Source organism: Olleya sediminilitoris, from assembly GCF_016785945.1.
GTDB classification, from domain to species: Bacteria; Bacteroidota; Bacteroidia; order Flavobacteriales; family Flavobacteriaceae; genus Olleya; species Olleya sediminilitoris.
This window is the reverse complement of record NZ_JAEMEF010000001.1, coordinates 109,689-135,221: the sequence shown is the minus strand read 5'-3', so window position 1 is coordinate 135,221 and position 25,533 is coordinate 109,689. Positions and strand designations below refer to the sequence as shown.

Genomic DNA, 25,533 nt, shown 5'->3' with positions numbered 1-25,533 from the left:
TGAGCTTTTTTATTTATATAAGTTTAATTATATCCTAATCTAAGTAATATATGTAACCAACGTTAAGCCAAACTAACCAATCATTATGTTTATTACTATTAAGTTGGTGGTCTAAACCATCAATTAAATCGTTAAAATAATATTGACCACGTAAATCTAACATTAAATCAGATGTAGCATTTAATTTATATCTAACACCAATACTAGAAACTATAGACCAGGTAGAACCAGATTCTGGATTTACAGATCCAGGTTGCCAAGGAGAATAAAAATTATTACTATCTAAAACATTTCCAACATCATTTGTTCCGTTGTCGTAATTAGTATAAACTTTTGGATTATAGGAAACATAATGTGCACCTAAACTCACAAAAGGAGCAAGTTTATATCCGTAAGCTTGAAAAGATCTAATGCTTAAAGGGTAAAATTCTAACTGCATACCAATGTCAAAATTATTAGCTTCACCTGTGTGAGATCTTAATTTTTCTGCTTCGTCGCTAGTTCTTGAGCCTTCAACCCATTCGCCAAAATGACTTAATTTAGTTTTGTTGTATGAAATTTCAGTACGTAATTTAAAATGGTCGTTAAAATAATTGTCAGTAGTATAACAATTACAATTAGCTTGATATGAAAAATTAATGTAATGTACTAAACCTATTCCAAAGCCAGTATTTCCTGAATTAGTTTCGTAATCAGTGCGTAGTCCAAAATCAGACTTAAATGCCACAGGACCAGTTATAACGCCTATCTCATGAGAGAAGCCTAACTGAGAAAACGCATTGCTTGTACATAATAAAATAAGTACAACTAGAATTAATTGCTTATGGTTAAACATGATTAGGCATATTTTTAAGGACTATTTATTCAACAAATATATAAAATCACGACCAACATACAAATTTTATAGATAAAACGCATTAATTAATTTTTAATTTTTTATTTATTTCGGTATCAACTATATCGATTGCGAAAATCAAAAAAAAATAGGTGTAATATTAAAGATAATGTATCTTTGTATTACTTTTTTACAAATAGTATAACAACATTGTAATTATTTACATAATGAAAAATAAAATTGAAGCATTTTTAGACCTAGTAAAGGAAAAAAATAGTCATGAACCGGAGTTTTTACAAGCTGTTCATGAGGTTGCAGAAACTGTAATTCCTTTTATAGAAGATAATCCTAAATATCAAGGTAAGATGTTATTAGAGCGTATGGTGGAGCCAGAACGTACTATAATTTTTAGAGTGCCTTGGATTGATGATGAAGGTAATACTCAGGTTAATAGGGCATTTAGAGTTGAGTTTAACTCGGCAATTGGACCATATAAAGGGGGATTACGTTTCCACCCGTCTGTAAATCTTAGTATTTTAAAATTCTTAGGGTTTGAACAGGTGTTTAAAAACTCTTTAACTACTTTACCAATGGGTGGAGGAAAAGGAGGAAGTGATTTTAATCCAAAAGGGAAAAGTGATAACGAAGTTATGCGTTTTTGTCAATCTTTTATGAGTGAATTATTTCGTCATATTGGAGCAAATACTGATGTGCCAGCTGGTGATATTGGTGTTGGTGGAAGAGAAATAGGTTATATGTTTGGTCAATACAAACGATTAAGAAATGAGTTTACTGGAGTGTTAACTGGTAAAGGAGCTTCTTATGGTGGATCATTAATAAGACCTGAAGCGACTGGTTATGGTACTGTGTATTTTGCTAAAAATATGTTGGCAACAAAAGGAGATTCTTTTTCCGGTAAAACAGTTGTGATTTCTGGATCAGGAAATGTAGCACAATATGCTTGTGAAAAAGCAACACAATTGGGAGCTAAAGTTTTAACTATGTCAGATTCTTCAGGATACATACATGATGCTGATGGTATTGATGCAGATAAATTAGCTCACGTTATGGAACTTAAAAATGTACAACGCGCTAGAATTAGTGAATATGTTACTAAGTATCCTAATGCTACATTCCATAAAGGAGAAAGACCTTGGAGTGTTGATTGTGATATTGCATTACCATGTGCTACACAAAATGAATTAGATAAATCTGAAGCAGAAGCTTTAGTTAAAAATAATGTAATAGCTGTAGCAGAAGGTGCTAATATGCCAACAACTCCTGAAGCTATTGAGGTTTTACAACAAGCTAAAGTATTATTCTCTCCTGGAAAAGCATCTAATGCTGGAGGAGTGGCAACTTCTGGTTTAGAAATGAGCCAAAACTCGTTACGTTATAATTGGACTAGAGAAGAGGTTGACGCTAAGCTTAATCAAATTATGGATGATATTCACGCATCTTGTGTACAATACGGAACACAAAAAGATGGTTATGTAGATTACGTAAAAGGTGCTAACGTTGCAGGATTTGTTAAAGTTGCAGATGCTATGCTTGCACAAGGAGTGGTATAATTCTAATATACAAATAGCTTAAAAACACCCTTAATCTTTTAAAAGATTAAGGGTGTTTTATTAATAAAGGTTTTGTTAAGTAGGGAAGATTGCGTTCTACAATTTCGTAAATGACAATATCGGGTTTGTAATCTTTGATTAATTTAGTGGATATTTGGTTGTAATTTTTTATGTATTTAGTTTGATTAAAGCTAGTGTTAAAAAATGGGATCCATGCATCACTAAAGGAATCTCTACTCATAAGTAACTTTAGTTTTTTATTAGGATTATAATACGTTAAATCATCATATTTTGAAGATATAGTATCAACTTTACTTGGTTTTCTTTCATTCAAATCAAACACTTTTTCCCTTTTATTGATGTTAATCATTTTAGATAAATGATTAACAGGTTTTATTGAGCTACTTACAGTGTAGTCTTTTAAAAGCACTTGATCTATAATATTAGTTTTATTAATGGTTTTTATAACCTCTTGATACGCATAGAATGCTCCTAAGTTATTCCAGTGAGAATCAGTTTTATGATATAGTTTGTTTTCTTCTTTATGACTTAATAGTGTTTGTTGTAAATCAATATAATTAATGTTATTAACTTCAAATTCTTTTTTAATTTGATTATAAAACGTGTTGCTGTTAGATAACTGATAAGGTAGATACTCTTTGTAAATGCTATGTTTGTTTGGTGCTACAGTTATATAAAACTCGATGTTGTTTTCTTTTAAGTATTCAGAAAGAGTTTTAATATTTTTTACAACTTTTAGGATTTGTCTTTTTTTATATTGGGACTCAAAGGTATTAGTTAAGACTTGTTTGTATGAATCTCCTAAATAGTACCAATTATCATGTCCAATTACCACTTTGTTGGGTAATGGGTTTTCGTTTAAAATTTCAGATTTAAAATTGAGGTATTGATTAACAAATGTTTTTTTTAATCCATAATTGCCTAAATAGTAACTTTTGTAATTTTTTAATGTTAATCCAATGTTTTTAAAATTGAATTTAGGAGGTGTTTCAAATTGTGTGTTTTCATTATTAGTCATGCTTTTTTCTATTCCCAAAAGCATGACAATATTAGGTGCTAAAAGCATTATTAAAAATGAAGCAATAAATAATCTATATTTTAAATTTTTAAACTGCATCATTTTAGAATTTAAAATATATGAAAGGGTTGTATGCATTAGTTGCTATGTAATAGTAGCATAGCCAAAGCAAGGCTAATAATGCTAATGATTTTGTTATAACATAGGATTGGTAAATAACACTGCTTTTAGTTTGTTTGTTAAAAAAACAAACTATTTTCTTGTCTATGGACGTTGATAAAATCAAACCAATTATTAAAGCCAATACTACTTCTGTAGTAAAATAAAAATTAAAATAGTCGTAATTGGTTTTGCTGTTAAAGCTGAAAAGTTTTACTAAAAAGTAGGTTGCTTGTTCAAGTGTTTCACTTCTAAAAAACACCCAGCCTAAGAGAATAACCAACAATGTGTAACAATGTGCAATAGCTGAATGTGTTTGTTTTAATATGTTATTAAAACCAAGTCTTTCAATAATTAAAAATAAACCATGCCATAATCCCCAAATTAGAAATGTCCAATTGGCTCCATGCCATAATCCTGTTAGTGTAAATACAATTAGTAAATTAATATAAGTTCTAGTCTTGGTTTTTCTATTTCCGCCTAACGGTATGTATAAATAATCTTTAAACCATCTAGATAAAGTCATATGCCAACGTCTCCAAAATGATTTTATAGATTTAGAAATATAAGGATAGTTAAAATTTTCTGGAAAAGTAAAGCCAAACATTAGTCCTAAACCAATTGCCATATCAGAATATCCAGAAAAATCAAAATAAATTTGTAGTGCATAACAAATTAGACCTAACCAAGCAACAAGTATAGACAACTCCTCATTGGGTAAATTAAAAGCAGCGTCTGCAAAAAAGGCACAATTGTTTGCTATTAGCATTTTTTTTGATAATCCGATTATAAAGCGTTTACATCCTTTGTAAAATTGATGTGAACCAAAATGTTTATTTTTCAGATTGTATTTAATGTCTGTATACCTAACTATAGGTCCTGCAATTAATTGTGGAAACATCGTTATATAGCAAGCAAAATCTATAAAGTTATTATTAGCTTTAATTTTTCCTTGGTACACATCTAAAGTGTAGGACATTGTTTGAAAAGTAAAAAAACTTATTCCAATTGGTAATATAACTTCAATTGTTGAAAACGAAATATTAAACGTACTATTTAATAATAATGAAGTATTATAAGTTATAAAGTAAGCGTATTTAAAATATAAAAGAATTCCTAAATTAAAAAATAAAGATGTATAAAGGCCTGTTTTTTTATACCCATTTTTAATTAATAAGCCTGCAGAATAATCTACAGAAGCTGAAATTAAAAGCAGTAAAACTAAGTTTTTTTCTCCCCAAGTATAAAAAGCTAAGCTAAATATTAGGAGGACTAAATTCTTAAGATTTTTAGGTGCTAGATAATAGAAGCATAATGCAATTGGCAGAAATAAAAATAAAAAAACAGGGTCTGTAAATAGCATATTGTTTACTAAAAAGCTAACTTAAAATACAATAATAATCAGTAATTTTGGTTTTTGATTAATATAGCTTAAAAAATATAATAATGCGCATTTTAAAGATAGTCTTATGTTTGTTGGTATTTGCTAATACTACAGCTAATTTTGCGCAAGATTTTACAGCTGATTGGACGGGACATTACAGCTATCTAGATATAAAGGATGTTACTAAATCACAAGAAAAATTATATGTGGCAGCAACAAATGCAGTGTTTACATATGATTTTATTTCTAGAGAAATACATACAATATCCACTATTAATGGTTTGTCAGGAGATGATATTACAACGGTTTTATATATTGAAGATAAATCAATTTTATTAATTGGTTATGACAACGGTTTGATTCAGGTTTATGATGAAATTGATAATTCTGTTTTTAGTGTTGTTGATATATTAGAAAAGCAAACCATACCTGCTGCTAGTAAAAAAATAAATCAATTTTATAGATTTGAAGATGTTGTATACATATCAACGGGTTTTGGTATTTCTGTTTATGACATTAATCAATTAGAATTTGGTGATACTTATTATATTGGTCCAAATAATACTCAGATTAATGTCAATCAAACAACTGTTTTTAATGGATTTATTCATGCAGCTTCTTCGCAAGGTATGTATAAAGGAGAGTTAGCAAACCCTAATTTGATTGATGCTGCAGAGTGGCAAAGTATTAACGCAAATAATTGGGTTGGTATACAAAAAGTACAAGATAATTTATATGCAGCTTTAAGTAATAATAAAATATATGAAGTTGTAAATAGTAATTTTATAGAAAAAACAACTATCCAAGGTACTGTGTCAGATTTTAAATCTGTTGATAATCATTTAGTAATTACTGCTACTAATCTTGTAAAAGTATATAGTAATGATTTTAGTGAAGTGTATAGTACAATAATTGATGTTTCAGAATATTCTAATTTAAATACAGCATTAATAGCTAATCAAGATGAAGTCTTTATTGGTACCAAAGCTATTGTAAATTCTGGTAATGCTGGATTAGGTATTTTAAAAACATCGTATTTTGATCAAGATGTTTATGAAGAAATTCATCCTACTGGTCCATTAAAAAACAGATTTTTTCAGATTAATATTAATGGAAATCATCTTTGGGGAACACATGGAGGGCACAATGCTATTTTAAACTTTGAAATTGGAGATTATAGACGTACAGGCCTTAGTTATTTTAATTCTGAAGAATGGGATAATATTCCTTACAAAACCTTTAATGAGTCAGTCGCTAATCCATTTTTTTTAACAGGAATTGTAATTAATCCATTTAATGTAAATCAAGTCTATGTGACCTCTTATGGTTCAGGATTAATAGAGTTGACTAACAGAGAGATAACTAATTATTTTAATCAAGATAATAGTACTTTATCCCCATTTTACTCAAATTTTTATTTGACCTCTAAAGCTGTTTTTAATGAAGATGGTGAACTTTGGGTTATGAATGGAAGAGTAGACAAACCTTTAAATATTTACTCAAACAACCAATGGTCTTCTTTTAGTTTTCAGGATGTTATTCCTGATCCTTTTGATGAAAACGGTTTTTTTGATACTGTGTTTGATGACTCAGGAAACTTTTTTTTAGGAACCCATCGTTTTGGAATAATAGGGCTAAATAAAAATGGTAATAACATTACCTTTAATCACCTTTCAGAAGAGGAAGAAGGTATGCCTTCTCCATCTGTAAAAACACTTACAATAGACAATAACGGTCAACTTTGGCTTGGTACAGATAAGGGGTTAAGAATTGTTTATAACACAGACCAATTTGTAAATGGAGAAGCAGAGGTGGACAACATTGTGGTTTTGGATGATGGTATAGCTAGAGAGCTTTTGTTTCAGCAATACATAACAGATATAGAAGTTGATGGGTCTAATAATAAATGGGTCGCAACATTAGATACAGGTTTATACTATTTTTCGTCAGATGGACAAGAGACTATTTTTCATTTTACAAAAGACAACTCCCCTTTGCCAACAAATGATATTTTAGATGTTGATATTGACGATGTCAATGGTATTGTGTATATCGCAACAGATAAAGGTATGGTATCCTATAAATCGGAAGCCTCAAAACCTCAAGTAACGTTAGAAAACGCTTATGTTTACCCAAATCCTGTAAGGCCAAATTTTAATATAATAAGTGATAAAGTTAAAATTAGAGACTTGTCAGAAAATGTAAATATTAAAATATTAGATATTGAAGGAAATCTAGTGGCTGAAGCCGAAACAAATACAAACTCAAGATTTAAAGGGTATAATTTAGAAATTGATGGAGGAACAGCACTATGGAATGGTAAAAACCTTGGCGGAAACATTGTCGCTTCTGGTGTATACTTAATAATGCTAAACGATTTAGATACTTTTGAAACCAAAGTGCTAAAAGTAATGGTTGTTAGATAATGTTAACGCCAACAAATGCAATTGTACTCTCAAAGTTAAGGTTTAAAGATAACGACCTGATAGTAAAATGCTATACCCAAAAACAAGGTGTGGTTAGCTATTTATTAAAAGGAGTTTTAGCCTCCAAAAAAAGTAATAAAAAGGTGGCTTATTTTCAGCCATTATCTCAATTACAATTAATTACAGACTATAAATCCAACCGTTCTCTACAATATATAAAAGATATAAAAACAGATTTTTTATATACCTCATTGCATACAAATATTTTAAAAAGTGCTATAGTTATGTTTCTTGCTGAAGTATTGTCAAATGCACTTCAAGAAGAAGAACAAAATGATCCTTTATATAGCTATTTACAAGCCACCTTACAATGGTTAGATGCTAATGATGATTATGCCAATTTTCATTTATTATTTCTGTTAGAACTTACTAAATATTTAGGGTTTTATCCTGATCAAACAAACATTGAAACAGCAACGTCTTTTAATTTACAAGACGGAGATTTTCAAGAGTTAAGTATTTCAAAACATAATGTATCTGGTCAAAATTTAGCACTCCTAAAACAATTGTTAGGTACAACATTTGATGAGCTACATACTATAAAAGTTAATGCTAAACAAAGACAATCTTTTTTAACACTTATATTAGTGTATTTTGAGTTACATTTAGGCAATTTTAAAAAGCCAAAATCTTTACAAATCCTTAATGACGTATTTAATTAAAAATATGAAGTTTATAATAAGCATGTTTATCCTTTTGTTTTTCACTATATCTATGTCTTCTCAGACTATAAAAGTGCTTAATAAAACTACTAAACAACCAATTTTTGGTGTTGCTATTTACAATAAAGAACAAACTAAAAGCGAAATAACTAATCTAAATGGAGAAGCTTCTTTGGATAGGTTTTTGCATAACGAAACTATTTATTTTCAACATATAACCCATCAATTAAAACAGGTCAATAAGGAAGCTGTAAATGGTGTCGTTTATTTGGTAGACAGTCAGCAAGGGTTGGACGAGATTGTCATCTCTGCGTCTAATTTTGGTCAAAGAAAAAAAGATATACCAAAAACAATAACGACTGTCACTGCTAAAAATATAAGTTTTAACAATCCACAAACAAGTGCAGATCTGTTAGAAGCTACAGGACAGGTTTATATGCAAAAAAGTCAATTAGGAGGAGGAAGCCCAATGATTAGAGGGTTTTCGACCAATCGTTTATTGATTACTGTTGATGGTGTGCGTATGAATAATGCTATTTTTAGAGGTGGAAACCTTCAAAATGTTATATCAATAGACCCATTATCTATTCAAAATACAGAAGTTACCTTAGGTGCTGGATCTATTATTTATGGTAGTGATGCCATAGGTGGAGTTATGAGTTTCTATACCAAAAAACCAGAATTTTCTTTATCAGATACCTTAGAGATCAAAAGTAATGTAATGTTGAGGTATGCAACTGCAAGTCAAGAAAAAACCGCACATTTAGATCTTAATTTAGGCTATAAAAAATGGGCTTTCTTAACTAATGTGAGTTATACAGATTTTAATGATTTAAAAATGGGAAGCCATGGTCCTGAAGATTATTTAAGACCAGAATATGTAGTAACTCAAAATAATCAAGATGTCATTATCCAAAACAATGACAGTCGTATTCAAAAATTTACGGGTTATGATCAAATTAATCTAATGCAAAAGGTAAGTTATAAAGCTGCTGAAGATTTAGATTTTGGATTGGGTATTTTTTATACAGCAACTTCTGATTATTCTAGATATGATAGACTTATTAGATATAGAGGTGAAAATCTAAGGTCAGCCGAGTGGAATTATGGTCCACAAAAATGGTTTATGACCAATCTTAATGTTGTTAAAAGAAGTAGCCAAGCGACTTTTTATGATAATATAAAAACAACATTGGCTTATCAAAACTTTCAGGAAAGTAGAATGGATAGAGATTTTCAGGATAATGAAAGAAGTGTTAGAGAAGAGTCTGTAGATGCATTGTCTTTTAATATAGATTTTGAAAAAGCTTTAAATGAAACCTCCTTTTTATTCTATGGTTTTGAGTATGTTTATAATACAGTTGGATCTATTGGCTTTACAGAGTATATAGATGATAATACAACACAACCAACAGTGTCAAGGTATCCTGATGGATCAACTTGGAGTAGTGCTGCTCTTTATGCAAGTTATAAGTACAAACCAAATCAAAAGTTTGTGTTTCAATCCGGTTTACGCTACAATACTGTGACTCAGAAGGCAGATTTCACTGCTAATAATGTGTATTTAAATTTGCCATTTTCAGAATCAGATAATACGTCTAATGCATTAACAGGAACAGCAGGTGTTACATGGTCACCTAACCAATTATTACAATGGAAATTTAACTTATCGTCAGCCTTTAGAGCGCCTAATATAGACGATATAGGCAAGGTGTTTGACTCAGAACCAGGGTCTGTAGTAGTGCCTAATAATAATTTAGATCCAGAATACGCTTACAGTGGTGAATTAGGATTAAAATTAGATTTTGATAAGACTTTTATTTTAGATATGGCAACGTATTATACGTATTTAGATAATGCTTTAGTAAGACGTGATGGTACTTTAAATGGACAATCGCAAATTATATATGATGGTGAGTTAAGTAATGTGCAATCCATACAAAATGCTTCCAAATCATGGATTTATGGTTTTGAAATTGGTGCTCAGATTAATTTTTCTAAAGCTTTAAAATTAACTTCACAGTATAATGTCATTGGAGGAACAGAAGAAACTGAAGGGATTGAGTTACCTGTTAGGCATGTCGCTCCAAATTTTGGAAATACGCATTTAATTTGGCAAAAAAATAAGTTTAAAGTTGATGGTTTTATTAATTATAATGATGCCTTATCGTTTGAGCAATTGGCACCTTCTGAGTATGAAAAGGATTATATTTATGCATTAGATGAAAACGGTAATCCTTACGCTCCCGCTTGGTATACTTTAAATTTAAGAACGCAATATCAATTAGGTGAAGATGTTACCATAACAACAGCTCTAGAGAACATTACAGACCAACGATATAAAACGTATTCATCAGGTATTGCTGCTCCTGGCAGAAACTTAATAGTATCATTAAAGTATAGTTTATAAATACTAGTTATTTATTTTTATAACATGAAATCAACCCAATCGTTTTCAGTAGAAGAAGCTAAAAAAAAGCTAGAGTATTATTGTGCTTATCAAGAGCGTTGTCATCAAGAAGTCAAGCAAAAATTGAAAAACATGAATATGATACCTGAAGCTTCAGATGTTATAATTGTACATCTTTTAGAGCATAAATTTTTAAATGAGACACGTTTTGCTAAATCTTTTGCTAGCGGTAAATTTAGAATTAAAAAATGGGGTAAACGTCGTATTGCACTTGAGTTGAAACGAAAAGAAATTACTAAGTATAATATAGATCAAGCGCTTAACGATATTGATGAAGAGGAATATCTTGAGGTTTTTAATGCTTTAGCAGAAAAAAAAGAAGCTTCGTTAAAAGAAACTGATAATTATAAGAAAAAGAAAAAATTAATAGACTACCTATTGTATAGAGGTTGGGAGAATTATTTAGTTTATGATAAAGCTAATGAGCTTATTTTTTAGACATAAAAAAAAGCCTTTCATAATTAAAATAAAAGGCTTTTGTTTTATGATGTTTATATCTAATTATAGATTAAATACAGCTCCAATATTTACAGTAAACTGATTGTGTATTTTTTCTGCAGGTGTTAATGCATCTGAATTAAACTTTGCAAAAGTTGTCCCAAACTCAGAGAATATACCAAATCCGTCAGAGAAAAAGTAACGCATTCCAAAATGTCCTCCAAAGTTTTTTAAGCTTAAGCTAATTCCTGGGTAAAAATCAAAATTATCGCTAACATTAACAACATTACCTAAATTAGCATTAAAACGACCTTCTAATTCAAAACGATCAGTAAAATCTGCATCTAAACCATTATTTAGGTTTAAAGCATATCCTGTAACCACTCCAACAGATATGTTTTCGCCAAGACCATAGTCGTAAGCTAATGTGATACCATTAACGTTATTTTGTAAATTTGCTCCAATTGAAAGTTTTTGATCTCCTTTACCATCAAAAGCTTGTGCATTAACTAATCCTGCTGTTAGTATTAATGCTACTAAAAGTAATCCTTTTTTCATCTTTATAAACTTAATTTAAATTCTTATTGGTGTTAATTATGGCCTTCTTGTTTTTCCAATCAATCCATTTTTGACCTTTAATGCGACGCATTAAGTTGTCAAAATTACGCATTATAAAAACATTGTATATAGCTTTTGTTAAATTTTTTGGATTTCGTGCTATTGCACGTAAGCTCATTGAAAATCCGGGAGTTATGTATCGCATATAATGCCAATAACCTTCTGGCATGTATAAAACCTCACCATGATTTAATTGACACTGCCATCCTTTAGCATTCTTTAAAGCAGGCCATTTGTTAAAATCAGGATTTGAAAAATTTATATCTTCTCGTGTAATTAAAGCGTGTGGTACTTTGTAAAGATGTTTGTTTTGTTTTTGATCAAACAAAATTATTTGTTTTTCGCCTTCAAAATGAAAATGAAAAATATTAGCCAAGTCTATGTCATAATGCATAAATGTATAGCTATCACGACCGCCAAAAAACAACATTGGTAATCCCTTCATTAGACGTAATCCAAAGTCAGGAAACTTAAAATCTTTTTGAAGTTGAGGGACTTCTTTTAAAACATTCCATAGAAAAATTCTAAATTTTGTAGGCTCACGTTTAAGTAAATCTACGTAGTCCCTCATTTTCATTGTTGCATGAGGCTGGTTAAAACCATCTTTATAATCTACAGGTCTATCGTCGTATAATGGTACAGTTTTATCACCTGCAACAGCTTTTATATACTCTAGATTCCATTTAGTATAGGCTGGCCAATCGGTAATAAATTGTTCTATAACAACAGGCTTTTGTGGCTTAAAATAATTTTTAATAAAATCCTGTTTAGTTATACTTTTTACTCTTGGTATATCTTGTAAGTCTAAACTCAAATTTAAAATTTAAGCTTCAAAGTTAATAAAACGTTATCAAAAGTAAAGTATTTGTGTGTGTTACACTTTAGTTAAAGTTATAACGCAGTCCAAATAACACATTACTTGGTGGCATTGGTACAAAGCCAGCCTCAATATATTCTGCGTTAAAAATGTTACCAGCAGTTGCTGTTAATGTAAATTGTTTTAGGTTAATATCTATGGATGCATCCCAAACATTATAACTGTCACCTGTAGTACGCTCGGCATGTTTATAAACAATATTTTGACTTACGTTTTTAAATAGCTTAGTGCTTAAACGTGATGTAAAATGATGCTTTAAAGTGTTTAAAGAGTACCTAGATAAATCTTTGTTTTGATCTAAGATATTGTCTTCTAGAAAGTTGTAAGCAACTGAAAATGTTTGTTTGTAGTTGTTTACATTGAAGTTGTATTTAGCATCTATTTCAAATCCTTTTGTTTTTACTTCTGCAATATTGTTAGCAGTAAATACCTCTGTGGTATTATCAGGTCTAATAAAATCTATTAAATCTTTAGCATCACGATTAAATACAGCTGCAGAAACAGAAAGTTTTTCAGTATTGTATTTTAATCCAACTTCTTGAGCAAATGCTTTTTCTGGTTCTAAGTTTTCGTTTCCAGAGGTAAAAGAGTCATTGTAATATAAATCTGTATAAGTTGGTATACGATATGTGTAACCAATATTACCATAAGCTTTTAGGTTGTCGTTAATTTTAACTCCAACATCTAATCCAGGAAATGCATAAAACTTGAAGTCTGAAAAATAGGTTACAGCTATACCTGGTGTTACATCTACTGTTTCATCAAATAATTTAAATTGATGTTCAAGAAACAGATTTGACATAAAACGTTGTCTGTTACCTAGATTATTACTACTTATATAAATTTTAGATAAGTCTACACCAAAACCAGTAGTACCTAATTCGGATTTGTAAGAGGCATTTGCTTCTGCACCTACTTTATTAGTAATATGTAAGTTTCTGTATACTGTAGGATCTTCTCTTAAATAAACATATTCATCTTGATTACGTTTCCAATATAAACGAGGTTTAATGGTTAAATTGTCGCTATTAAATTTAGTTGAAAATGCCATTAAGCTATTTTGTGTTTCTTCATATTGATCTACAGCACTTGCACGAGCATAAAACCCGTTTGCTCCAAATTTACGTTCTTGAAAAGTTGTAATCATTTCAACAGCTTTTCTCTTTTTATTAAAAACGCTTTTTACAAAATAGTTGCTATTGTCATAATCTGTATTGTATCTGTAACCTTCAGAAGTCATTTTGTCTATATGTACAATGTGTGACGAGTTTTCTAAGTTGCTACCAACAGTGACTCCAGCATTAAATTGTCCAAAAGATCCAGTTTCTAATTTTGCAGAAACTGTATTGGTTAAACTGTTTTTGGTTACAATATTAATGGCTCCTGTAAATGCGTTTTGGCCAAATACTCTAGCAGCAGGACCTTTAATAACCTCGATGCGTTCAATAACTTCAAGTGGTAATGCAGCATTCATGGTATGGTGTCCTGTTTGTGCATCGTCCATTTTTATACCATCAATTAATAATAAAGTTTGGTCAAAACCACCACCTCTAATATACAAGTCAGCTTGACTTCCTGCAGTACCACGTCTTCTAATATCTACTCCAGCAACTTGCTGTAGTAAATCGGCAACATTAGTTGTAGCACTGTTTTTAATATCTGTAGCAGAAATTACAGTAATGGTTCTAGAATTTTCCTTAAATGGTAAATCTATACGTGAAGAGGTTATTATTACCGAGTCTAGTTGCTGCTCTTGTCCTAGATCTTGAGCTTGTGTTGTAAGGGAAAACAAAGCTGTTAAGATGAATACATATTTGAATGTCATAATTAATTAATTTCGTGTTTTTTTTCAGGCTGCAAATTTCGTAACTTTCCGGATCACTAAAGTAGTCCAGTTTTAAAACAATGCATAGTCCGGTTGATGGTATCTTAAAATCTTTAATTCATTTTGAAAAATCGCCTAATACAGCTATTTATATTCAGATTGCACAACAAATTATTAATGCTATCCAACGTGGGTATTTACCAGAAGGAACTGCTCTACCAGGAACAAGAAAGTTTAGTGTCTTACTTAATATAAACCGTAATACAGCAGTAGCTGTTTATGATGAGTTGGCTTCGCAAGGTTGGGTAGATATAGTTGCTAATAAAGGAACATTTGTTTTAATGCCAGAAAAAAAGACAGCTGCAATAAAAGGTGCTTTACAGGGTTTAGAGCAATTAAAAACGTATCCTAAAGTTGCAGGTTTTAAGTTTCAATCGTCTTTTAATTTAGCATCTACTGAAGAGTTTTCGGTTAGTAAATATGTTATAAACGACGGACAACCAGATTTACGCTTACATCCAACACATCAGTTTTCAAAATGGTATAGTGCTTCCATGAAGCGTTCTTCATTAATCTCTAAATGGAATCAAACCCAAGAACAGTCTTACACTAATTTTAGTAAACAATTATGTAATTACTTAAATGCTACTAGAGGCTTTTATATAAAACCTGATAATATAGTCAGTACACGAAGTACAGAAATGAGCTTGTATATAGTCTCACAACTTTTAATTAAACAAGAGGATGTTGTACTTGTTGGTCATTTAAGCCATTACAAATCTAATATGATTTTTCAACAAGCAGGAGCAAATATAATTACTATTCCTGTAGATGCTTATGGAATAGATGTCGATTTTATTGAAAAGAATTTTACCAAAAACAGTATTAGATGTGTGTATGTCTGTGCTCATAGACAATATCCATCAACTGTAACTTTAACAGCAGAGCGACGATTAAAGTTATTGCAATTAGCCAAAGCTTATAATTTTGCTATTATTGAAGATGATTTTGATTATGATTTTCAATTTGAAGGTTCAGCGATGCTTCCTATGGCTAGTTCTGATGGAGCAGGAGTCGTTATTTATTTAGGACGATTAGGACAATCTTTTTTTCCTAGTTTTCAAATTGGGTTTGTTGTAGCTCCAGAAAATATTATAAATGAAGCCAAAAATTACTTGCAAATTTTAGATAAACAAGGAGATTTAATTCAGAAACAAATCTTAACCGAATTAATTTCTGAGGGAGAAATACATCGTTTAATCAAAAAAAACATCACTATTTATAAGCAACGACGTGATTATTTATGTGCATGTTTAACGACCCATTTTAAAGATGATGCCACTTGGCAAGTGCCTACAGGTGGTTTAGCGATTTGGATAAATTTTAAGCCTAGTATATCACTTGTGAAATTAGTCGAAAAAGCAAAAATGTACGATTTATTTCTGCCAAAAACTATCTTGTATCAAAGTAAAGCTGTTTGTGCAATACGTTTAGGTTTTGGACATTTAAATGAGGGTGAAATAGAAATTGTTATTAAAACGTTGAGACTTAGTTTTGATGCTTTGTGATTATTTTACATCAAACTCAGTGTCACAATTTGCACATCTATATTTATCTTTTGAATAGAAGGGAAGCGTACCAGAAATAAACCCAAAGACAAAAGCAAAAAAAGATTTAAGATCTTTAATGGTAGAAAACATAGCGACCTCAGTACTATTACAATTGGGACAATGTATAGCATTACCATCATCATCAATAGAGTATTTATTAATACTTTCTAAAATATGTTGTGCTTGCATTGCATCTGTAGATAAAACCTTAAGCTTAACGCCTCCAATAGCATTACTGACCAAAGGATCTGTATCTATAGTTATATTGTCACTTAAAAATACTTGAATACCTTCAGATTCTAGCCTTCCTTTTATAATTTGTGCTTCAGCTGTATATTGAAATTTAGCTATGGTTTTAAAAGTTTGACTCATATAACAAATAATTATGCTTGATTAAATATACGACGTCTGGTTTCATTTTTAAAATGAAATTAAAGTAAAGTATTATTTGTTTTGTAAAAATAATTATTGTTTATCAATAATTTTTATATATTTGTTATCGTTAAACAATAATAAAAATATTTGAAATATGAGAAAAATAAGAATATTACATTGGTTTATAATAGCGTTGATAGTGATTTATTGTGTTGTTTTTTTATCCAATATCTATCTAGTGGTTTACACTCCTGACTTTATGAATTTTTCAGAGGAATTTTATCAAAAGTTTATATTTGGATACTATACACAGTTTGTTGGTTTAGCAATTTCAGTTGTAACTTTTATTGCTTTATTTTTCTTAGAAAGAGGGTTAAAAGACACTGTTAAAAAAGGATTTTTTAATAATAACAATGTTATAAAATTTAAAAGAACAGGTCAGCTTTTCATGGTTTCAGGTAGTCTAAGCTTAATTTGGAGCATAACATTGCTGATTTACTTTAATGGTATGACTCTTTTTTCTGGATTAAGTTCAAGTATGCTTTTAATATTAGTAGGCTTTGGTTTGATAATTCTAACTGATTTTATCAACAATGGGAATCAATTACAACAAGAAAACAATTTAACTATATAATTTAGGCTAAAATGAAAAGTATTTCAATCATAAAAAAAGCAATAAACATATTCTATTATTTATTTATATTGACTTTTGCTTTTGAGTCAATTAAATTTATGTATTATTTAATTTTAGGAAATTTTGATAAATTAAATCCTAAGTTTATAAATGATGTTATAAATTATACAGATACATCTGGCATTCTCACTATTGTTAGTAATATCATAGGATTGGGTTTAATTTATCTTTTTGTTTTAGTAATAGAAAATTTAAGACTATCTACTTTTGAATTAGAACAACAGAATTATTTTAATGATGTAGTAATAAATAGCTTTAAAAAAGCGGGTGGCTTATTATTAATATTTGCAGTAATACAACTTGTTAGTAAATTTATTTTTCCAGTTTTATTAAATACCTCTTTTAAATTAACTAGTGGTCATTTTCCTATATTTCATGTGCTTATAGGTTTGTTTTTTATTTTTTTAAGTGATGTCTTCAAAAAAGCAAAAAAAGTAACTGAAGAAAACGACCTAACAATATAGCCTATGTCAATAGTAGTAAACTTAGACGTTATGCTTGCAAAGCGTCAAATGAAAAGTAAAGATTTATCTGAAATTATAGGTATAACAACTGCTAATTTATCTATCCTAAAATCAGGAAAAGCTAAAGCAGTGCGGTTTTCTACTCTGGAAGCTATTTGTAAAGCATTAGACTGTCAGCCTGCAGATATTTTAGAATATATTGAAGATTAAAAAAAACCTCACTGATACAAAAATCGGTGAGGTTTTTATTTATAATTTGATAGTAATGTTATTCGGTCTTACTATCCTCTATTGTAGCTTCTTCAATACTTGGTTTATCTTTTCCTTTTAAATACTCAGGTAGATCCATTCCAGCCATATTAAACATGTCTTGTAATGGTGGTACTGATTTGTACATTCCGGATAAGAAATTAGCTGTAGATGATTTTCCATCTTCACCTTTTCCTCCATTTTCCCAAACGGTAACTTTATCTATTTTGATATTTTTAATAGCTTCTGCTTGTGTTTTAACTAACTCAGGAAGTTTATCGGCAATTAACAATAATACAGCGTCTTTAGAGTTATTTCCTGCAGCTTTAACAATTTGATCTAAACCAGCAGCTTGTTTGGTTAATACCTCGTAAAGACCTTGTGCTTCGGCTTGTGCTTTAAATAAAATGGCGTCAGCTTCTCCCTTTGCAATTCGTCTTATGTTTTCTGCTCTTGCTTCAGCGTCAATTTCTACTTTTCGTTTATCAATTTCAGCAGGTACAATTACGTCAGCCATTTGAGATGAGCGTTCACGTTCTGCTCTTGCTGCTTCGGCATCCTGTTCTGCAGCATAAGATTCTTCTAAGGCTTTTGCGGTCTGTACTTTTTCTGATGCTACTGCCACACGACCAGCTTCGGCTTCGCGTTGACGACGTAATGAATCTGAATTGGCAACAGCAATTTTTGCGGTATTTTCTCCTTCTACTGCTTGTGCATTAGCAGCTGCAACCTGAGATCTTTCATCTTGCACTGCATTAGCCTCACCAATAGATCCATCTCTGTTTTTTTCGGCTACAGATTTACGTGCAGCGTTAATTGCATGTGCTGCAGCTTCTTTACCTAAAGCTTCAATATAACCAGACTCGTCTACAATATCTGTAATGTTTACGTTAATTAGTTTAAGTCCAACCTTTTTTAGTTCAGATTCAACACTTTGTGATATGTTGGTTAAAAATTTGTCTCTGTCGCTATTAATTTCTTCTATATCCATTGATGCTACTACTAAACGTAATTGACCAAAGATAATCTCTTGTGCTAGCTCTTGAATGTTGTCTTGGTTTAAACCTAATAAACGTTCGGCAGCATTTTGCATAATTCCAGGTTCTGTAGACACACCAATGGTGAATCTTGAAGGGACGTTTACACGAATATTTTGTTTTGATAATGCATTAACTAAATTAACTTCTATAGATATTGGTGTCAAATCTAAGAATTGATAATCTTGTATAACTGGTAAAATAAAGGCAGCTCCACCATGAATACATTTAGCAGATTGTCCGCCACCTACTTTTCCGTATACTACTAGTATGCGATCAGAAGGACAGCGTTTATAACGTCTTATTAACACTATTAAAAATAGGAAAATAAATAATACAGCTGCTATAATGGTTATAGGGAAGCCTAAATTAAAAGTGTCTTGTGTGGTTTGTAAAAACATAGGTTTAATTAGTTGTTAAGTTTTTCAATGATTAATATTCCGTTTGATGTTACAGATTTCACTTTTATTACTGTACCAGTTTTTAAATCTGTTGTACTGTCTGTTAATGCCTCTAATTCTCTTAAAGCACCTTGGATTCTGACGTGTGCTTTTCCTATATTGGATCGTTTTGCTCCAACGGTTAGATAAACTTCTCCTATTTGATTAATAGCATTATTGTAATTAAGTGTACCACTATCGCTTAGTTTGCGCATATAGTAAAACATTGCAGCCATAATAGCCATCATAATAAGTCCACAAATAGTAGCAATTGTTATGGTTAATGGCTTAGATAATCCAGCATCTATACACGCGATACCTGACCATCCAAAAATGGTGAAAAAACCAACTAGATTTTTTAAGGTTATAAACTGAAACCCAATTCCTGTATCTGCATCAATATCTGCATCTACATCACCAAAATCACCTGTGTCTCCACCAATAAAAGATAGCGCTATGGTAATTATAAAAATTAAAGAAGCTATTAGAGCAAGGCTCCAAAATACTTTTGGAAACATTTCTAAACTAGAAAACCAATCTAACATATTTATGGATTTTAAAAATTTAAATATAGAACGATAAAAGTTTATAGGCAATAAAATTAATTTGCTTTTATTGTTACTATACTTATATGTGTGTTTTTTGTTATAAATGTTACATTTTCATAATATTTAAATTTTGTTAATTGGTCATTTTAACATTTTACAAAAATATTTTTAAAAGAATTGAAATGTTTTATGTATTTTTGCACATATGTTTACACTTGTAGATTGTAATAATTTCTATGCTTCTTGCGAACGTGTTTTTAACCCTAATTTACAAGGAAAACCAGTCGCTATTTTAAGTAATAACGATGGTTGTGTTATCTCACGTAGTGACGAAGCTAAAGCGTTAGGTTTGCCAATGGGAGCTCCTATTTTTAAGTGGGAATCCTTTTGTAAAGCTAATAACGTTACTGTTTTATCATCTAATTATCCATTATATGGTGATATGAGTAATCGTGTTATGTCTATACTTAAACAGTTTTCACCAGATATTGAAGTATATAGTATTGACGAATCTTTTTTAGAATTTAAAGGTTTTGATAATTACGATTTAGAGATTTATGGTCAACAAATAAAAAAACGGATTTTAAAATGGACAGGAATACCAACATGTGTTGGCATTGCTCCAACTAAAGCATTAAGTAAAGTTGCAAATAAAATTGCTCGTAAATTTCCTGTTCAGACTAAAGGGGTTTATGTTATTGATTCAGAAGAAAAACGGATTAAAGCCTTAAAGTGGTTAAAAATTGAAGATGTTTGGGGAGTTGGAAGACAACTGTCAAAACGTTTAAAGGCTAAAGGGTGTCACACAGCTTATGATTTTACAAAACTAGACGATGATTGGGTAAAACGTAATTTTTCGGTAGTCGAAGCAAGGTTAAAAAGAGATTTACAAGGAATAGCAACATTAAAATTAGATGAAGCTGTAGATCAAAAAAAAATGATTGCTACTACTAGAAGTTTTGATTTTAGTTACTCTGATAGTAGTTACATTAAAGAACGTATAGCAACTTTTGCTGTAGTTTGTGCAGAAAAATTACGCAAACAAGGGTCTAGCTGTCATGTTATTATAGTTATGTTAAAAAGCGATAAACATAAAACAGAACTAAGTCAGCATCGTGCAAGTACTAGTGTAAATTTATCTTACCCAACAGATTCGTCTTTAGTGATTAGTAATTGTGCTGTAAGTGCTGTTATGTCTATTTTTAAAAAAGGTATTAAATATAAAAAAGCAGGTGTCATTGTTACAGGTTTAGTGCCTACAGATAATCACCAGTTGCATTTATTTGATACCGAAAACCCCAAACACAAACCATTAATGCAGTCTATAGATGCTATTAATGCTAAATATAAAGGTGCTGCTATTAAAATAGCAAATCAAGATTTAAAACAAACTTGGAAAATGCGTCAAGACCGACTGTCTCCAAGATACACCACTAATATCAATGACATTATAGTCGTAAAATAAAATGAATTTTATAATAAAATAATCTCACTAATAATAAGTAAATTTATAAACAGAATAATTTAGATAATACAGTATGAGTTTAGTCTATAGATTTGCTGTAGTATCAACATATAAATAGAGATAACTATGATTGCACATAAATCTGGAAGTTTAACCTTCTATACACCAGAAACTATTGACGGAGTTGCAGGTCAATTTTTTGATACAGGAATTTCGGCAGGATTTCCTTCACCTGCAGAAGACTTTAAAGAGCATCGCTTATCTTTAGATGAAGAATTAGTAAAAAATAAAGAAGCTACCTTTTACGCAAAAGTTAGTGGGCAATCTATGATAGGAGCTGGGTTAGATGATAACGATTTACTAGTTATAGATAGAAGTCTTGAGCCAGCAAATAATAAAATTGCAGTTTGTTTTCTTGATGGAGAGTTTACAGTCAAACGTTTACGTGTGTCTAAAGACGAAGTTTGGTTACAACCAGAAAACCCTAACTATCCAATTATTAAAATAACTGAGGACAATAACTTTTTAATTTGGGGAATTGTTACTAATGTAATTAAGAAGGTTTAATTTTTAAAAAATAGAGCATAAAAAAGGCGAAACATATGTTTCGCCTTTTTTTTATTATAATCTAGTTAAAGTATTAGTCTGCTAATACAATTAACTTATTGTCATTCATTTCTAGCGTACCAGAATTTATTTTTAATAGTGTCGTATTATTGTTTCCTTTAGTAAATTGGTCTTCAACCTCTTTATCTAAAGTGATATTTCCCACGATTTTAACAGTGCCTTCTTTTAATATAGATACTATTGGTGCGTGATTATTTAACATTTCAAACTCACCATTTATACCAGGAACAGTAACACTTGTTACTTCTCCTTTAAATAATGTCGCTTCTGGTGATACAATTTCTAAATACATATTCTTTTAGTTTGCAGTTTGCAGCTGTAGTTTATAGTTAACTAAATACTGCTAACTAATTTATGCCTCAGCTAACATTTTTTCTCCAGCCTCAATAGCTTCTTCAATAGATCCTTTAAGGTTAAATGCTGCTTCTGGTAAATGATCTAATTTACCATCCATAATCATGTTAAAACCTTTAATAGTTTCTTTAATATCTACTAAAACACCTTTAAGTCCTGTAAATTGCTCTGCTACGTGGAAAGGTTGAGATAAGAAACGTTGTACACGTCTAGCTCTACCTACAGCCATTTTATCTTCTTCAGATAATTCTTCCATACCTAGAATAGCAATAATATCTTGTAATTCTTTGTAACGTTGTAATAACTCTTTTACTCTTTGTGCACAGTCATAGTGCTCATCACCTAAAATATCAGCAGTTAAAATTCTTGAAGTAGAATCTAAAGGATCTACTGCAGGATAAATACCTAGCTCAGCAATTTTACGAGATAATACCGTTGTTGCATCTAAGTGAGCAAACGTTGTTGCTGGTGCAGGATCCGTTAAATCATCTGCAGGTACGTAAACCGCTTGTACAGATGTAATTGATCCTTTTTTAGTTGAAGTAATACGCTCCTGCATAGCTCCCATTTCAGTTGCTAATGTAGGTTGGTAACCTACTGCAGATGGCATACGTCCTAATAATGCAGATACCTCAGATCCAGCTTGTGTAAAACGGAAAATATTATCAACAAAGAAAAGTACATCTTTACCTTGACCATCTCCAGCTCCATCACGGAAATATTCTGCTATAGTTAATCCTGAAAGTGCTACACGAGCACGAGCTCCAGGTGGCTCATTCATTTGTCCAAATACAAAAGTTGCTTTAGAATCCTTCATAGCAGACTTATCTACTTTTTGTAGATCCCATCCACCTTCTTCCATAGAATGCATAAAGTCATCACCATACTTGATAATTCCTGACTCTAACATCTCTCTTAAAAGATCATTACCTTCTCTTGTTCTTTCACCAACACCAGCAAATACAGATAATCCTCCGTGTCCTTTTGCAATGTTATTAATTAACTCTTGAATTAATACTGTTTTACCTACTCCTGCACCACCAAATAATCCAATTTTACCTCCTTTTGCATAAGGCTCAATTAAGTCAATTACTTTAATACCAGTAAATAATACTTCCGTAGATGTAGATAAATCTTCAAATTTAGGAGCAGATCTGTGTATTGGTAATCCAGCATCTCCAGCTTTAGGTAAATCACCTAAACCATCAATAGCATCTCCAATTACATTGAATAATCGTCCGTAAACATCACCACCAACAGGCATTTGTATTGGAGCTCCAGTTGAAACAACTTCTGTACCTCTACTTAAACCGTCTGATGAGTCCATTGCAATAGTACGTACTGTATCTTCACCAATGTGAGATTGTACTTCTAGTACTAATTTTGAACCGTCAGCTTTATTAATTTCTAATGAATCGTAAATTTTTGGAAGTGCAGTACCTGCGTCGAATTCAACATCGATAACTGGACCTACTATTTGAGCAACTTTACCTGTAACTTTTGACATTACTTATCTGTTTAATATTATGGTATTTAATTGAAAGAAAACACCTTCTGTTTTCGCGTGCAAAGATAGATGTTTTAATTTAAAATAAAAGAGGTTTGTTAACCTTTTTTATATACAAGAAACGTCCACTTTTTATATTACTAAAAAGCAGACGTTTTTATTGTCATTTATAATGTGTTTACTGTAATGTTGGTGAGTATGTCACACCAAAATCTTCAGCTTTTGCAACATTACCAGAAGCAATAAAGTTAGAACCATAGGTTAAATCTATAGCTTCTAAAAATTTATTAGCCATTAAAGCATAGCCTCTTGCTGTTAAATGTATACCATCTAAACTAACTAAGCCACCTGTAACTAAATTTGTAGTTAAGTTGTAGTCATCAAACATGATACCTGTAGAAGAGGCTTGACTCAAAATCCCGTTTAAATCGACTAAAGCTAATCCTTTTGTGTTGGCAACATTTGCTATAGTAGCATTGTAAGCATCTGTAGCTATTTGTATTTCGTCTTGTTCTGAAGGTAATAATACCCATTTGTCTTCTAATGGTAAGCTTACACCTTCTACAGAAAATTGTCCAGCTAACGCTTGTGGTAAACCTTGTCCCATTAGTGCTCCTACATTAGCTTCATTTACAGTTCCTATAATTGAAGAACTTGGTAATACTAATAAATCAGCTGGTGTTGCTTGTCTTGTTTGTCCATAAGTAGCACCTAAAAGGTTTGCTACTAATGGTGCGGCTTGAGCTGGTAATCCAAATTGTGCTATAAAAGCCGGAAAAGTTGGACTAGCATTTAGCTGTGCGCTAATTATTGCAGATATATCATCTAAAGTTTCGTCTTTAATCACCACAGGACTTGCTTCCGTAGTAGAAAATACAATAGCTCTTGCTGGATCTACAGCTTCAAATATTGGGTTTAATGCACTAAATATTGAGTTCAATAATGGTATTTGTGGGCCAAAATCAGGGTTTGTAGGATCTAGAGGGTTGTGAGGTACTGTTGTAAAATGTGGTAAATCTGTAATGTACGGTACATTAGTAACTACTCCATTAGGTGTTACGGCAGTTAATTGATTAACCATATCGTTAAACACAAAATCAAATGTTGTTGTAGGTGTAATTGGATCGTAATTATCTGATGTAGTATCACTTTCTCCTCCTGAAGTGGCATAACCTAAAACATCATTACCTCCAATTTCTGACAAAGTAAAAAATGTTGGATTTTGTGCAATAGCATATTCTAACATTGATATTGTTGGTGAGTTTGCAAAACGCCCAAAATATGGGTTTAAACTAGCGTAACCGTTCAAGCCAATGTGTGTACTTTTAGCACCAGGTACACCAACATTTTCAAATATACTTCCATCTGCTGCTAAACTATTACCTACATCAGTAGTTGGTGTTGCTGGTAAGACTTCAGGTCCAGTACCATTAAAAAATAATCTAGGATTTGCAACTACATTACCTCCTAAAAGTAGTCCTCCAATATTATCTTCCATTAATGGTTGGTTAAAAGCACCTCCATTTGTCATAGCAAATTTATTAGATAATGTGTTTGGAAAAGAGTTTTCCTGAGCAGCTATAAATAATGCTCCATCAGTAAAACCTGCAGTAAAAGATGCGCCTAATGAAACAAAAGTTGAAAAGTCTGCTGAACCACTTGTTAATGCAGGAAGATTAGCTTCTTGCGTTGGTGGTTGATCCAAAAGCTCTTCAAAATCTTCCTCGTCGCTACATGCTGTGAAGCTAATAGCTACAGCAAGTAATCCTATATATTTTATGTTTTTGAATGTTTTCATT

At 31.0% G+C, this 25,533-nt stretch carries 23 protein-coding genes; 11 read left to right on the top strand and 12 right to left on the bottom strand.

From position 1 onward, the window contains the following. Window positions 1-34: 34 nt before the first annotated feature. Window positions 35-835 carry a THC0290_0291 family protein gene (locus JAO71_RS00590; RefSeq protein WP_202998437.1) on the bottom strand — a complete coding sequence of 267 codons (801 nt, stop codon included), beginning with the start codon at window positions 833-835 and terminating at the stop codon, window positions 35-37. A 227-nt stretch (window positions 836-1,062) separates the two neighbouring features. Between JAO71_RS00590 and gdhA the strand changes: the two genes are divergently transcribed. Then, a complete protein-coding gene (gdhA, locus tag JAO71_RS00585; RefSeq protein WP_028291566.1) occupies window positions 1,063-2,406 on the top strand; it encodes an NADP-specific glutamate dehydrogenase in 1,344 nt (447 codons plus the stop codon). Between the two features lie 46 nt (window positions 2,407-2,452). On the opposite strand, the gene JAO71_RS00580 is transcribed toward gdhA, so the two are convergent. Together JAO71_RS00580 and JAO71_RS00575 are read right to left on the bottom strand one after the other, a co-directional pair. Further along, window positions 2,453-3,583 (bottom strand): DHHW family protein, encoded by a 1,131-nt coding sequence (locus JAO71_RS00580; RefSeq protein WP_202998436.1) that lies wholly within the window; start codon window positions 3,581-3,583, stop codon window positions 2,453-2,455. Beyond that, window positions 3,549-4,967, bottom strand: coding sequence for an MBOAT family O-acyltransferase (locus JAO71_RS00575; protein ID WP_202998435.1), 1,419 nt, complete (start codon window positions 4,965-4,967; stop codon window positions 3,549-3,551). The genes JAO71_RS00580 and JAO71_RS00575 overlap by 35 nt, the downstream gene beginning before the upstream one ends. An 83-nt stretch (window positions 4,968-5,050) precedes the next feature. Between JAO71_RS00575 and porZ the strand changes: the two genes are divergently transcribed. From porZ to JAO71_RS00555, 4 genes are read left to right on the top strand one after another with little or no spacing between them, the layout of a single operon-like run. Beyond that, window positions 5,051-7,414 carry a type IX secretion system anionic LPS delivery protein PorZ gene (gene porZ / locus JAO71_RS00570; RefSeq protein WP_202998434.1) on the top strand — a complete coding sequence of 788 codons (2,364 nt, stop codon included), beginning with the start codon at window positions 5,051-5,053 and terminating at the stop codon, window positions 7,412-7,414. Beyond that, complete coding sequence (gene recO, locus JAO71_RS00565) at window positions 7,414-8,136, top strand: DNA repair protein RecO (RefSeq protein ID WP_028291570.1); 723 nt, start codon at window positions 7,414-7,416, stop codon at window positions 8,134-8,136. The genes porZ and recO overlap by 1 nt, the downstream gene beginning before the upstream one ends. Window positions 8,137-8,140: 4 nt before the next feature. Then, window positions 8,141-10,546 carry a TonB-dependent receptor gene (locus tag JAO71_RS00560; RefSeq protein ID WP_202998433.1) on the top strand — a complete coding sequence of 802 codons (2,406 nt, stop codon included), beginning with the start codon at window positions 8,141-8,143 and terminating at the stop codon, window positions 10,544-10,546. A 24-nt stretch (window positions 10,547-10,570) separates the two neighbouring features. Then, entirely contained in the window at window positions 10,571-11,044 is a 474-nt protein-coding gene (locus tag JAO71_RS00555; protein ID WP_202998432.1) for a regulatory protein RecX, read from the top strand. Window positions 11,045-11,107: 63 nt separating this feature from the next. Here JAO71_RS00555 and JAO71_RS00550 read toward each other — a convergent pair whose 3' ends face one another. The 3 genes from JAO71_RS00550 to JAO71_RS00540 all read right to left on the bottom strand — a co-directional run bounded on the left by JAO71_RS00550 (window position 11,108) and on the right by JAO71_RS00540 (window position 14,364). After that, on the bottom strand, window positions 11,108-11,602 hold the full coding sequence (locus JAO71_RS00550) for a DUF6646 family protein (RefSeq protein ID WP_028291573.1): 495 nt from the start codon (window positions 11,600-11,602) through the stop codon (window positions 11,108-11,110). A gap of 10 nt (window positions 11,603-11,612) precedes the next feature. Then, window positions 11,613-12,476 (bottom strand): cupin-like domain-containing protein, encoded by an 864-nt coding sequence (locus JAO71_RS00545; RefSeq protein WP_028607599.1) that lies wholly within the window; start codon window positions 12,474-12,476, stop codon window positions 11,613-11,615. 67 nt (window positions 12,477-12,543) lie between these two features. Continuing rightward, window positions 12,544-14,364 (bottom strand): TonB-dependent receptor plug domain-containing protein, encoded by a 1,821-nt coding sequence (locus JAO71_RS00540; RefSeq protein WP_202998431.1) that lies wholly within the window; start codon window positions 14,362-14,364, stop codon window positions 12,544-12,546. Between the two features lie 80 nt (window positions 14,365-14,444). Here JAO71_RS00540 and JAO71_RS00535 point away from each other — a divergent pair, with 80 nt between their 5' ends. After that, window positions 14,445-15,932: an aminotransferase-like domain-containing protein gene (locus JAO71_RS00535; RefSeq protein WP_202998430.1), complete on the top strand. Its 1,488-nt coding sequence runs from the start codon at window positions 14,445-14,447 to the stop codon at window positions 15,930-15,932. Here the strand turns inward: JAO71_RS00535 and JAO71_RS00530 are convergent, their stop codons facing one another. Continuing rightward, window positions 15,933-16,346 (bottom strand): putative signal transducing protein, encoded by a 414-nt coding sequence (locus tag JAO71_RS00530; protein ID WP_054852476.1) that lies wholly within the window; start codon window positions 16,344-16,346, stop codon window positions 15,933-15,935. 157 nt (window positions 16,347-16,503) lie between these two features. On the opposite strand from JAO71_RS00530, the gene JAO71_RS00525 reads away from it, so the two are divergent. From JAO71_RS00525 to JAO71_RS00515, 3 genes are all read left to right on the top strand, one after another. Then, window positions 16,504-16,983 carry a hypothetical protein gene (locus JAO71_RS00525; protein WP_162874873.1) on the top strand — a complete coding sequence of 160 codons (480 nt, stop codon included), beginning with the start codon at window positions 16,504-16,506 and terminating at the stop codon, window positions 16,981-16,983. A 98-nt stretch (window positions 16,984-17,081) separates the two neighbouring features. Next, window positions 17,082-17,507: a DUF2975 domain-containing protein gene (locus JAO71_RS00520; protein ID WP_202998429.1), complete on the top strand. Its 426-nt coding sequence runs from the start codon at window positions 17,082-17,084 to the stop codon at window positions 17,505-17,507. 3 nt (window positions 17,508-17,510) lie between these two features. After that, window positions 17,511-17,717: a helix-turn-helix domain-containing protein gene (locus tag JAO71_RS00515; protein ID WP_116823629.1), complete on the top strand. Its 207-nt coding sequence runs from the start codon at window positions 17,511-17,513 to the stop codon at window positions 17,715-17,717. 58 nt (window positions 17,718-17,775) lie between these two features. On the opposite strand, the gene JAO71_RS00510 is transcribed toward JAO71_RS00515, so the two are convergent. Then, window positions 17,776-19,194 (bottom strand): flotillin family protein, encoded by a 1,419-nt coding sequence (locus JAO71_RS00510; protein WP_202998428.1) that lies wholly within the window; start codon window positions 19,192-19,194, stop codon window positions 17,776-17,778. Window positions 19,195-19,202: 8 nt separating this feature from the next. Next, window positions 19,203-19,778, bottom strand: coding sequence for a hypothetical protein (locus JAO71_RS00505; protein WP_028607592.1), 576 nt, complete (start codon window positions 19,776-19,778; stop codon window positions 19,203-19,205). 208 nt (window positions 19,779-19,986) lie between these two features. Between JAO71_RS00505 and JAO71_RS00500 the strand changes: the two genes are divergently transcribed. Next, the gene (locus tag JAO71_RS00500) at window positions 19,987-21,246 is read left to right on the top strand and encodes a Y-family DNA polymerase (RefSeq protein ID WP_202998427.1); all 1,260 of its coding nucleotides are present in this window, start codon (window positions 19,987-19,989) and stop codon (window positions 21,244-21,246) included. A gap of 126 nt (window positions 21,247-21,372) precedes the next feature. Beyond that, complete coding sequence (locus JAO71_RS00495; RefSeq protein WP_028291585.1) at window positions 21,373-21,813, top strand: LexA family protein; 441 nt, start codon at window positions 21,373-21,375, stop codon at window positions 21,811-21,813. A 73-nt stretch (window positions 21,814-21,886) separates the two neighbouring features. On the opposite strand, the gene JAO71_RS00490 is transcribed toward JAO71_RS00495, so the two are convergent. From JAO71_RS00490 to JAO71_RS00480, 3 genes are all read right to left on the bottom strand, one after another. After that, window positions 21,887-22,165: a F0F1 ATP synthase subunit epsilon gene (locus JAO71_RS00490; RefSeq protein WP_028291586.1), complete on the bottom strand. Its 279-nt coding sequence runs from the start codon at window positions 22,163-22,165 to the stop codon at window positions 21,887-21,889. 60 nt (window positions 22,166-22,225) lie between these two features. After that, a complete protein-coding gene (gene atpD / locus JAO71_RS00485) occupies window positions 22,226-23,734 on the bottom strand; it encodes a F0F1 ATP synthase subunit beta (RefSeq protein WP_054852482.1) in 1,509 nt (502 codons plus the stop codon). Between the two features lie 178 nt (window positions 23,735-23,912). Continuing rightward, entirely contained in the window at window positions 23,913-25,532 is a 1,620-nt protein-coding gene (locus JAO71_RS00480; protein WP_202998426.1) for an SGNH/GDSL hydrolase family protein, read from the bottom strand. Window position 25,533 lies beyond the last annotated feature (1 nt).

What these genes read in the sequence shown, in the direction of transcription:
- JAO71_RS00540 (WP_202998431.1), bottom strand. Translation starts at nt 14,364, where the DNA reads ATGACATTCAAATATGTATTCATCTTAACAGCTTTGTTTTCCCTTACA.
- JAO71_RS00505 (WP_028607592.1), bottom strand. Translation starts at nt 19,778, where the DNA reads ATGTTAGATTGGTTTTCTAGTTTAGAAATGTTTCCAAAAGTATTTTGG.
- JAO71_RS00525 (WP_162874873.1), top strand. Translation starts at nt 16,504, where the DNA reads ATGAGAAAAATAAGAATATTACATTGGTTTATAATAGCGTTGATAGTG.
- JAO71_RS00500 (WP_202998427.1), top strand. Translation starts at nt 19,987, where the DNA reads ATGTTTACACTTGTAGATTGTAATAATTTCTATGCTTCTTGCGAACGT.
- JAO71_RS00575 (WP_202998435.1), bottom strand. Translation starts at nt 4,967, where the DNA reads ATGCTATTTACAGACCCTGTTTTTTTATTTTTATTTCTGCCAATTGCA.
- JAO71_RS00515 (WP_116823629.1), top strand. Translation starts at nt 17,511, where the DNA reads ATGTCAATAGTAGTAAACTTAGACGTTATGCTTGCAAAGCGTCAAATG.
- atpD (WP_054852482.1), bottom strand. Translation starts at nt 23,734, where the DNA reads ATGTCAAAAGTTACAGGTAAAGTTGCTCAAATAGTAGGTCCAGTTATC.
- JAO71_RS00535 (WP_202998430.1), top strand. Translation starts at nt 14,445, where the DNA reads ATGCATAGTCCGGTTGATGGTATCTTAAAATCTTTAATTCATTTTGAA.
- JAO71_RS00590 (WP_202998437.1), bottom strand. Translation starts at nt 835, where the DNA reads ATGTTTAACCATAAGCAATTAATTCTAGTTGTACTTATTTTATTATGT.
- JAO71_RS00510 (WP_202998428.1), bottom strand. Translation starts at nt 19,194, where the DNA reads ATGTTTTTACAAACCACACAAGACACTTTTAATTTAGGCTTCCCTATA.
- JAO71_RS00560 (WP_202998433.1), top strand. Translation starts at nt 8,141, where the DNA reads ATGAAGTTTATAATAAGCATGTTTATCCTTTTGTTTTTCACTATATCT.
- porZ (WP_202998434.1), top strand. Translation starts at nt 5,051, where the DNA reads ATGCGCATTTTAAAGATAGTCTTATGTTTGTTGGTATTTGCTAATACT.
- JAO71_RS00480 (WP_202998426.1), bottom strand. Translation starts at nt 25,532, where the DNA reads ATGAAAACATTCAAAAACATAAAATATATAGGATTACTTGCTGTAGCT.
- JAO71_RS00555 (WP_202998432.1), top strand. Translation starts at nt 10,571, where the DNA reads ATGAAATCAACCCAATCGTTTTCAGTAGAAGAAGCTAAAAAAAAGCTA.
- JAO71_RS00580 (WP_202998436.1), bottom strand. Translation starts at nt 3,583, where the DNA reads ATGCATACAACCCTTTCATATATTTTAAATTCTAAAATGATGCAGTTT.
- JAO71_RS00550 (WP_028291573.1), bottom strand. Translation starts at nt 11,602, where the DNA reads ATGAAAAAAGGATTACTTTTAGTAGCATTAATACTAACAGCAGGATTA.
- JAO71_RS00530 (WP_054852476.1), bottom strand. Translation starts at nt 16,346, where the DNA reads ATGAGTCAAACTTTTAAAACCATAGCTAAATTTCAATATACAGCTGAA.
- JAO71_RS00490 (WP_028291586.1), bottom strand. Translation starts at nt 22,165, where the DNA reads ATGTATTTAGAAATTGTATCACCAGAAGCGACATTATTTAAAGGAGAA.
- recO (WP_028291570.1), top strand. Translation starts at nt 7,414, where the DNA reads ATGTTAACGCCAACAAATGCAATTGTACTCTCAAAGTTAAGGTTTAAA.
- JAO71_RS00495 (WP_028291585.1), top strand. Translation starts at nt 21,373, where the DNA reads ATGATTGCACATAAATCTGGAAGTTTAACCTTCTATACACCAGAAACT.
- gdhA (WP_028291566.1), top strand. Translation starts at nt 1,063, where the DNA reads ATGAAAAATAAAATTGAAGCATTTTTAGACCTAGTAAAGGAAAAAAAT.
- JAO71_RS00520 (WP_202998429.1), top strand. Translation starts at nt 17,082, where the DNA reads ATGTATTATTTAATTTTAGGAAATTTTGATAAATTAAATCCTAAGTTT.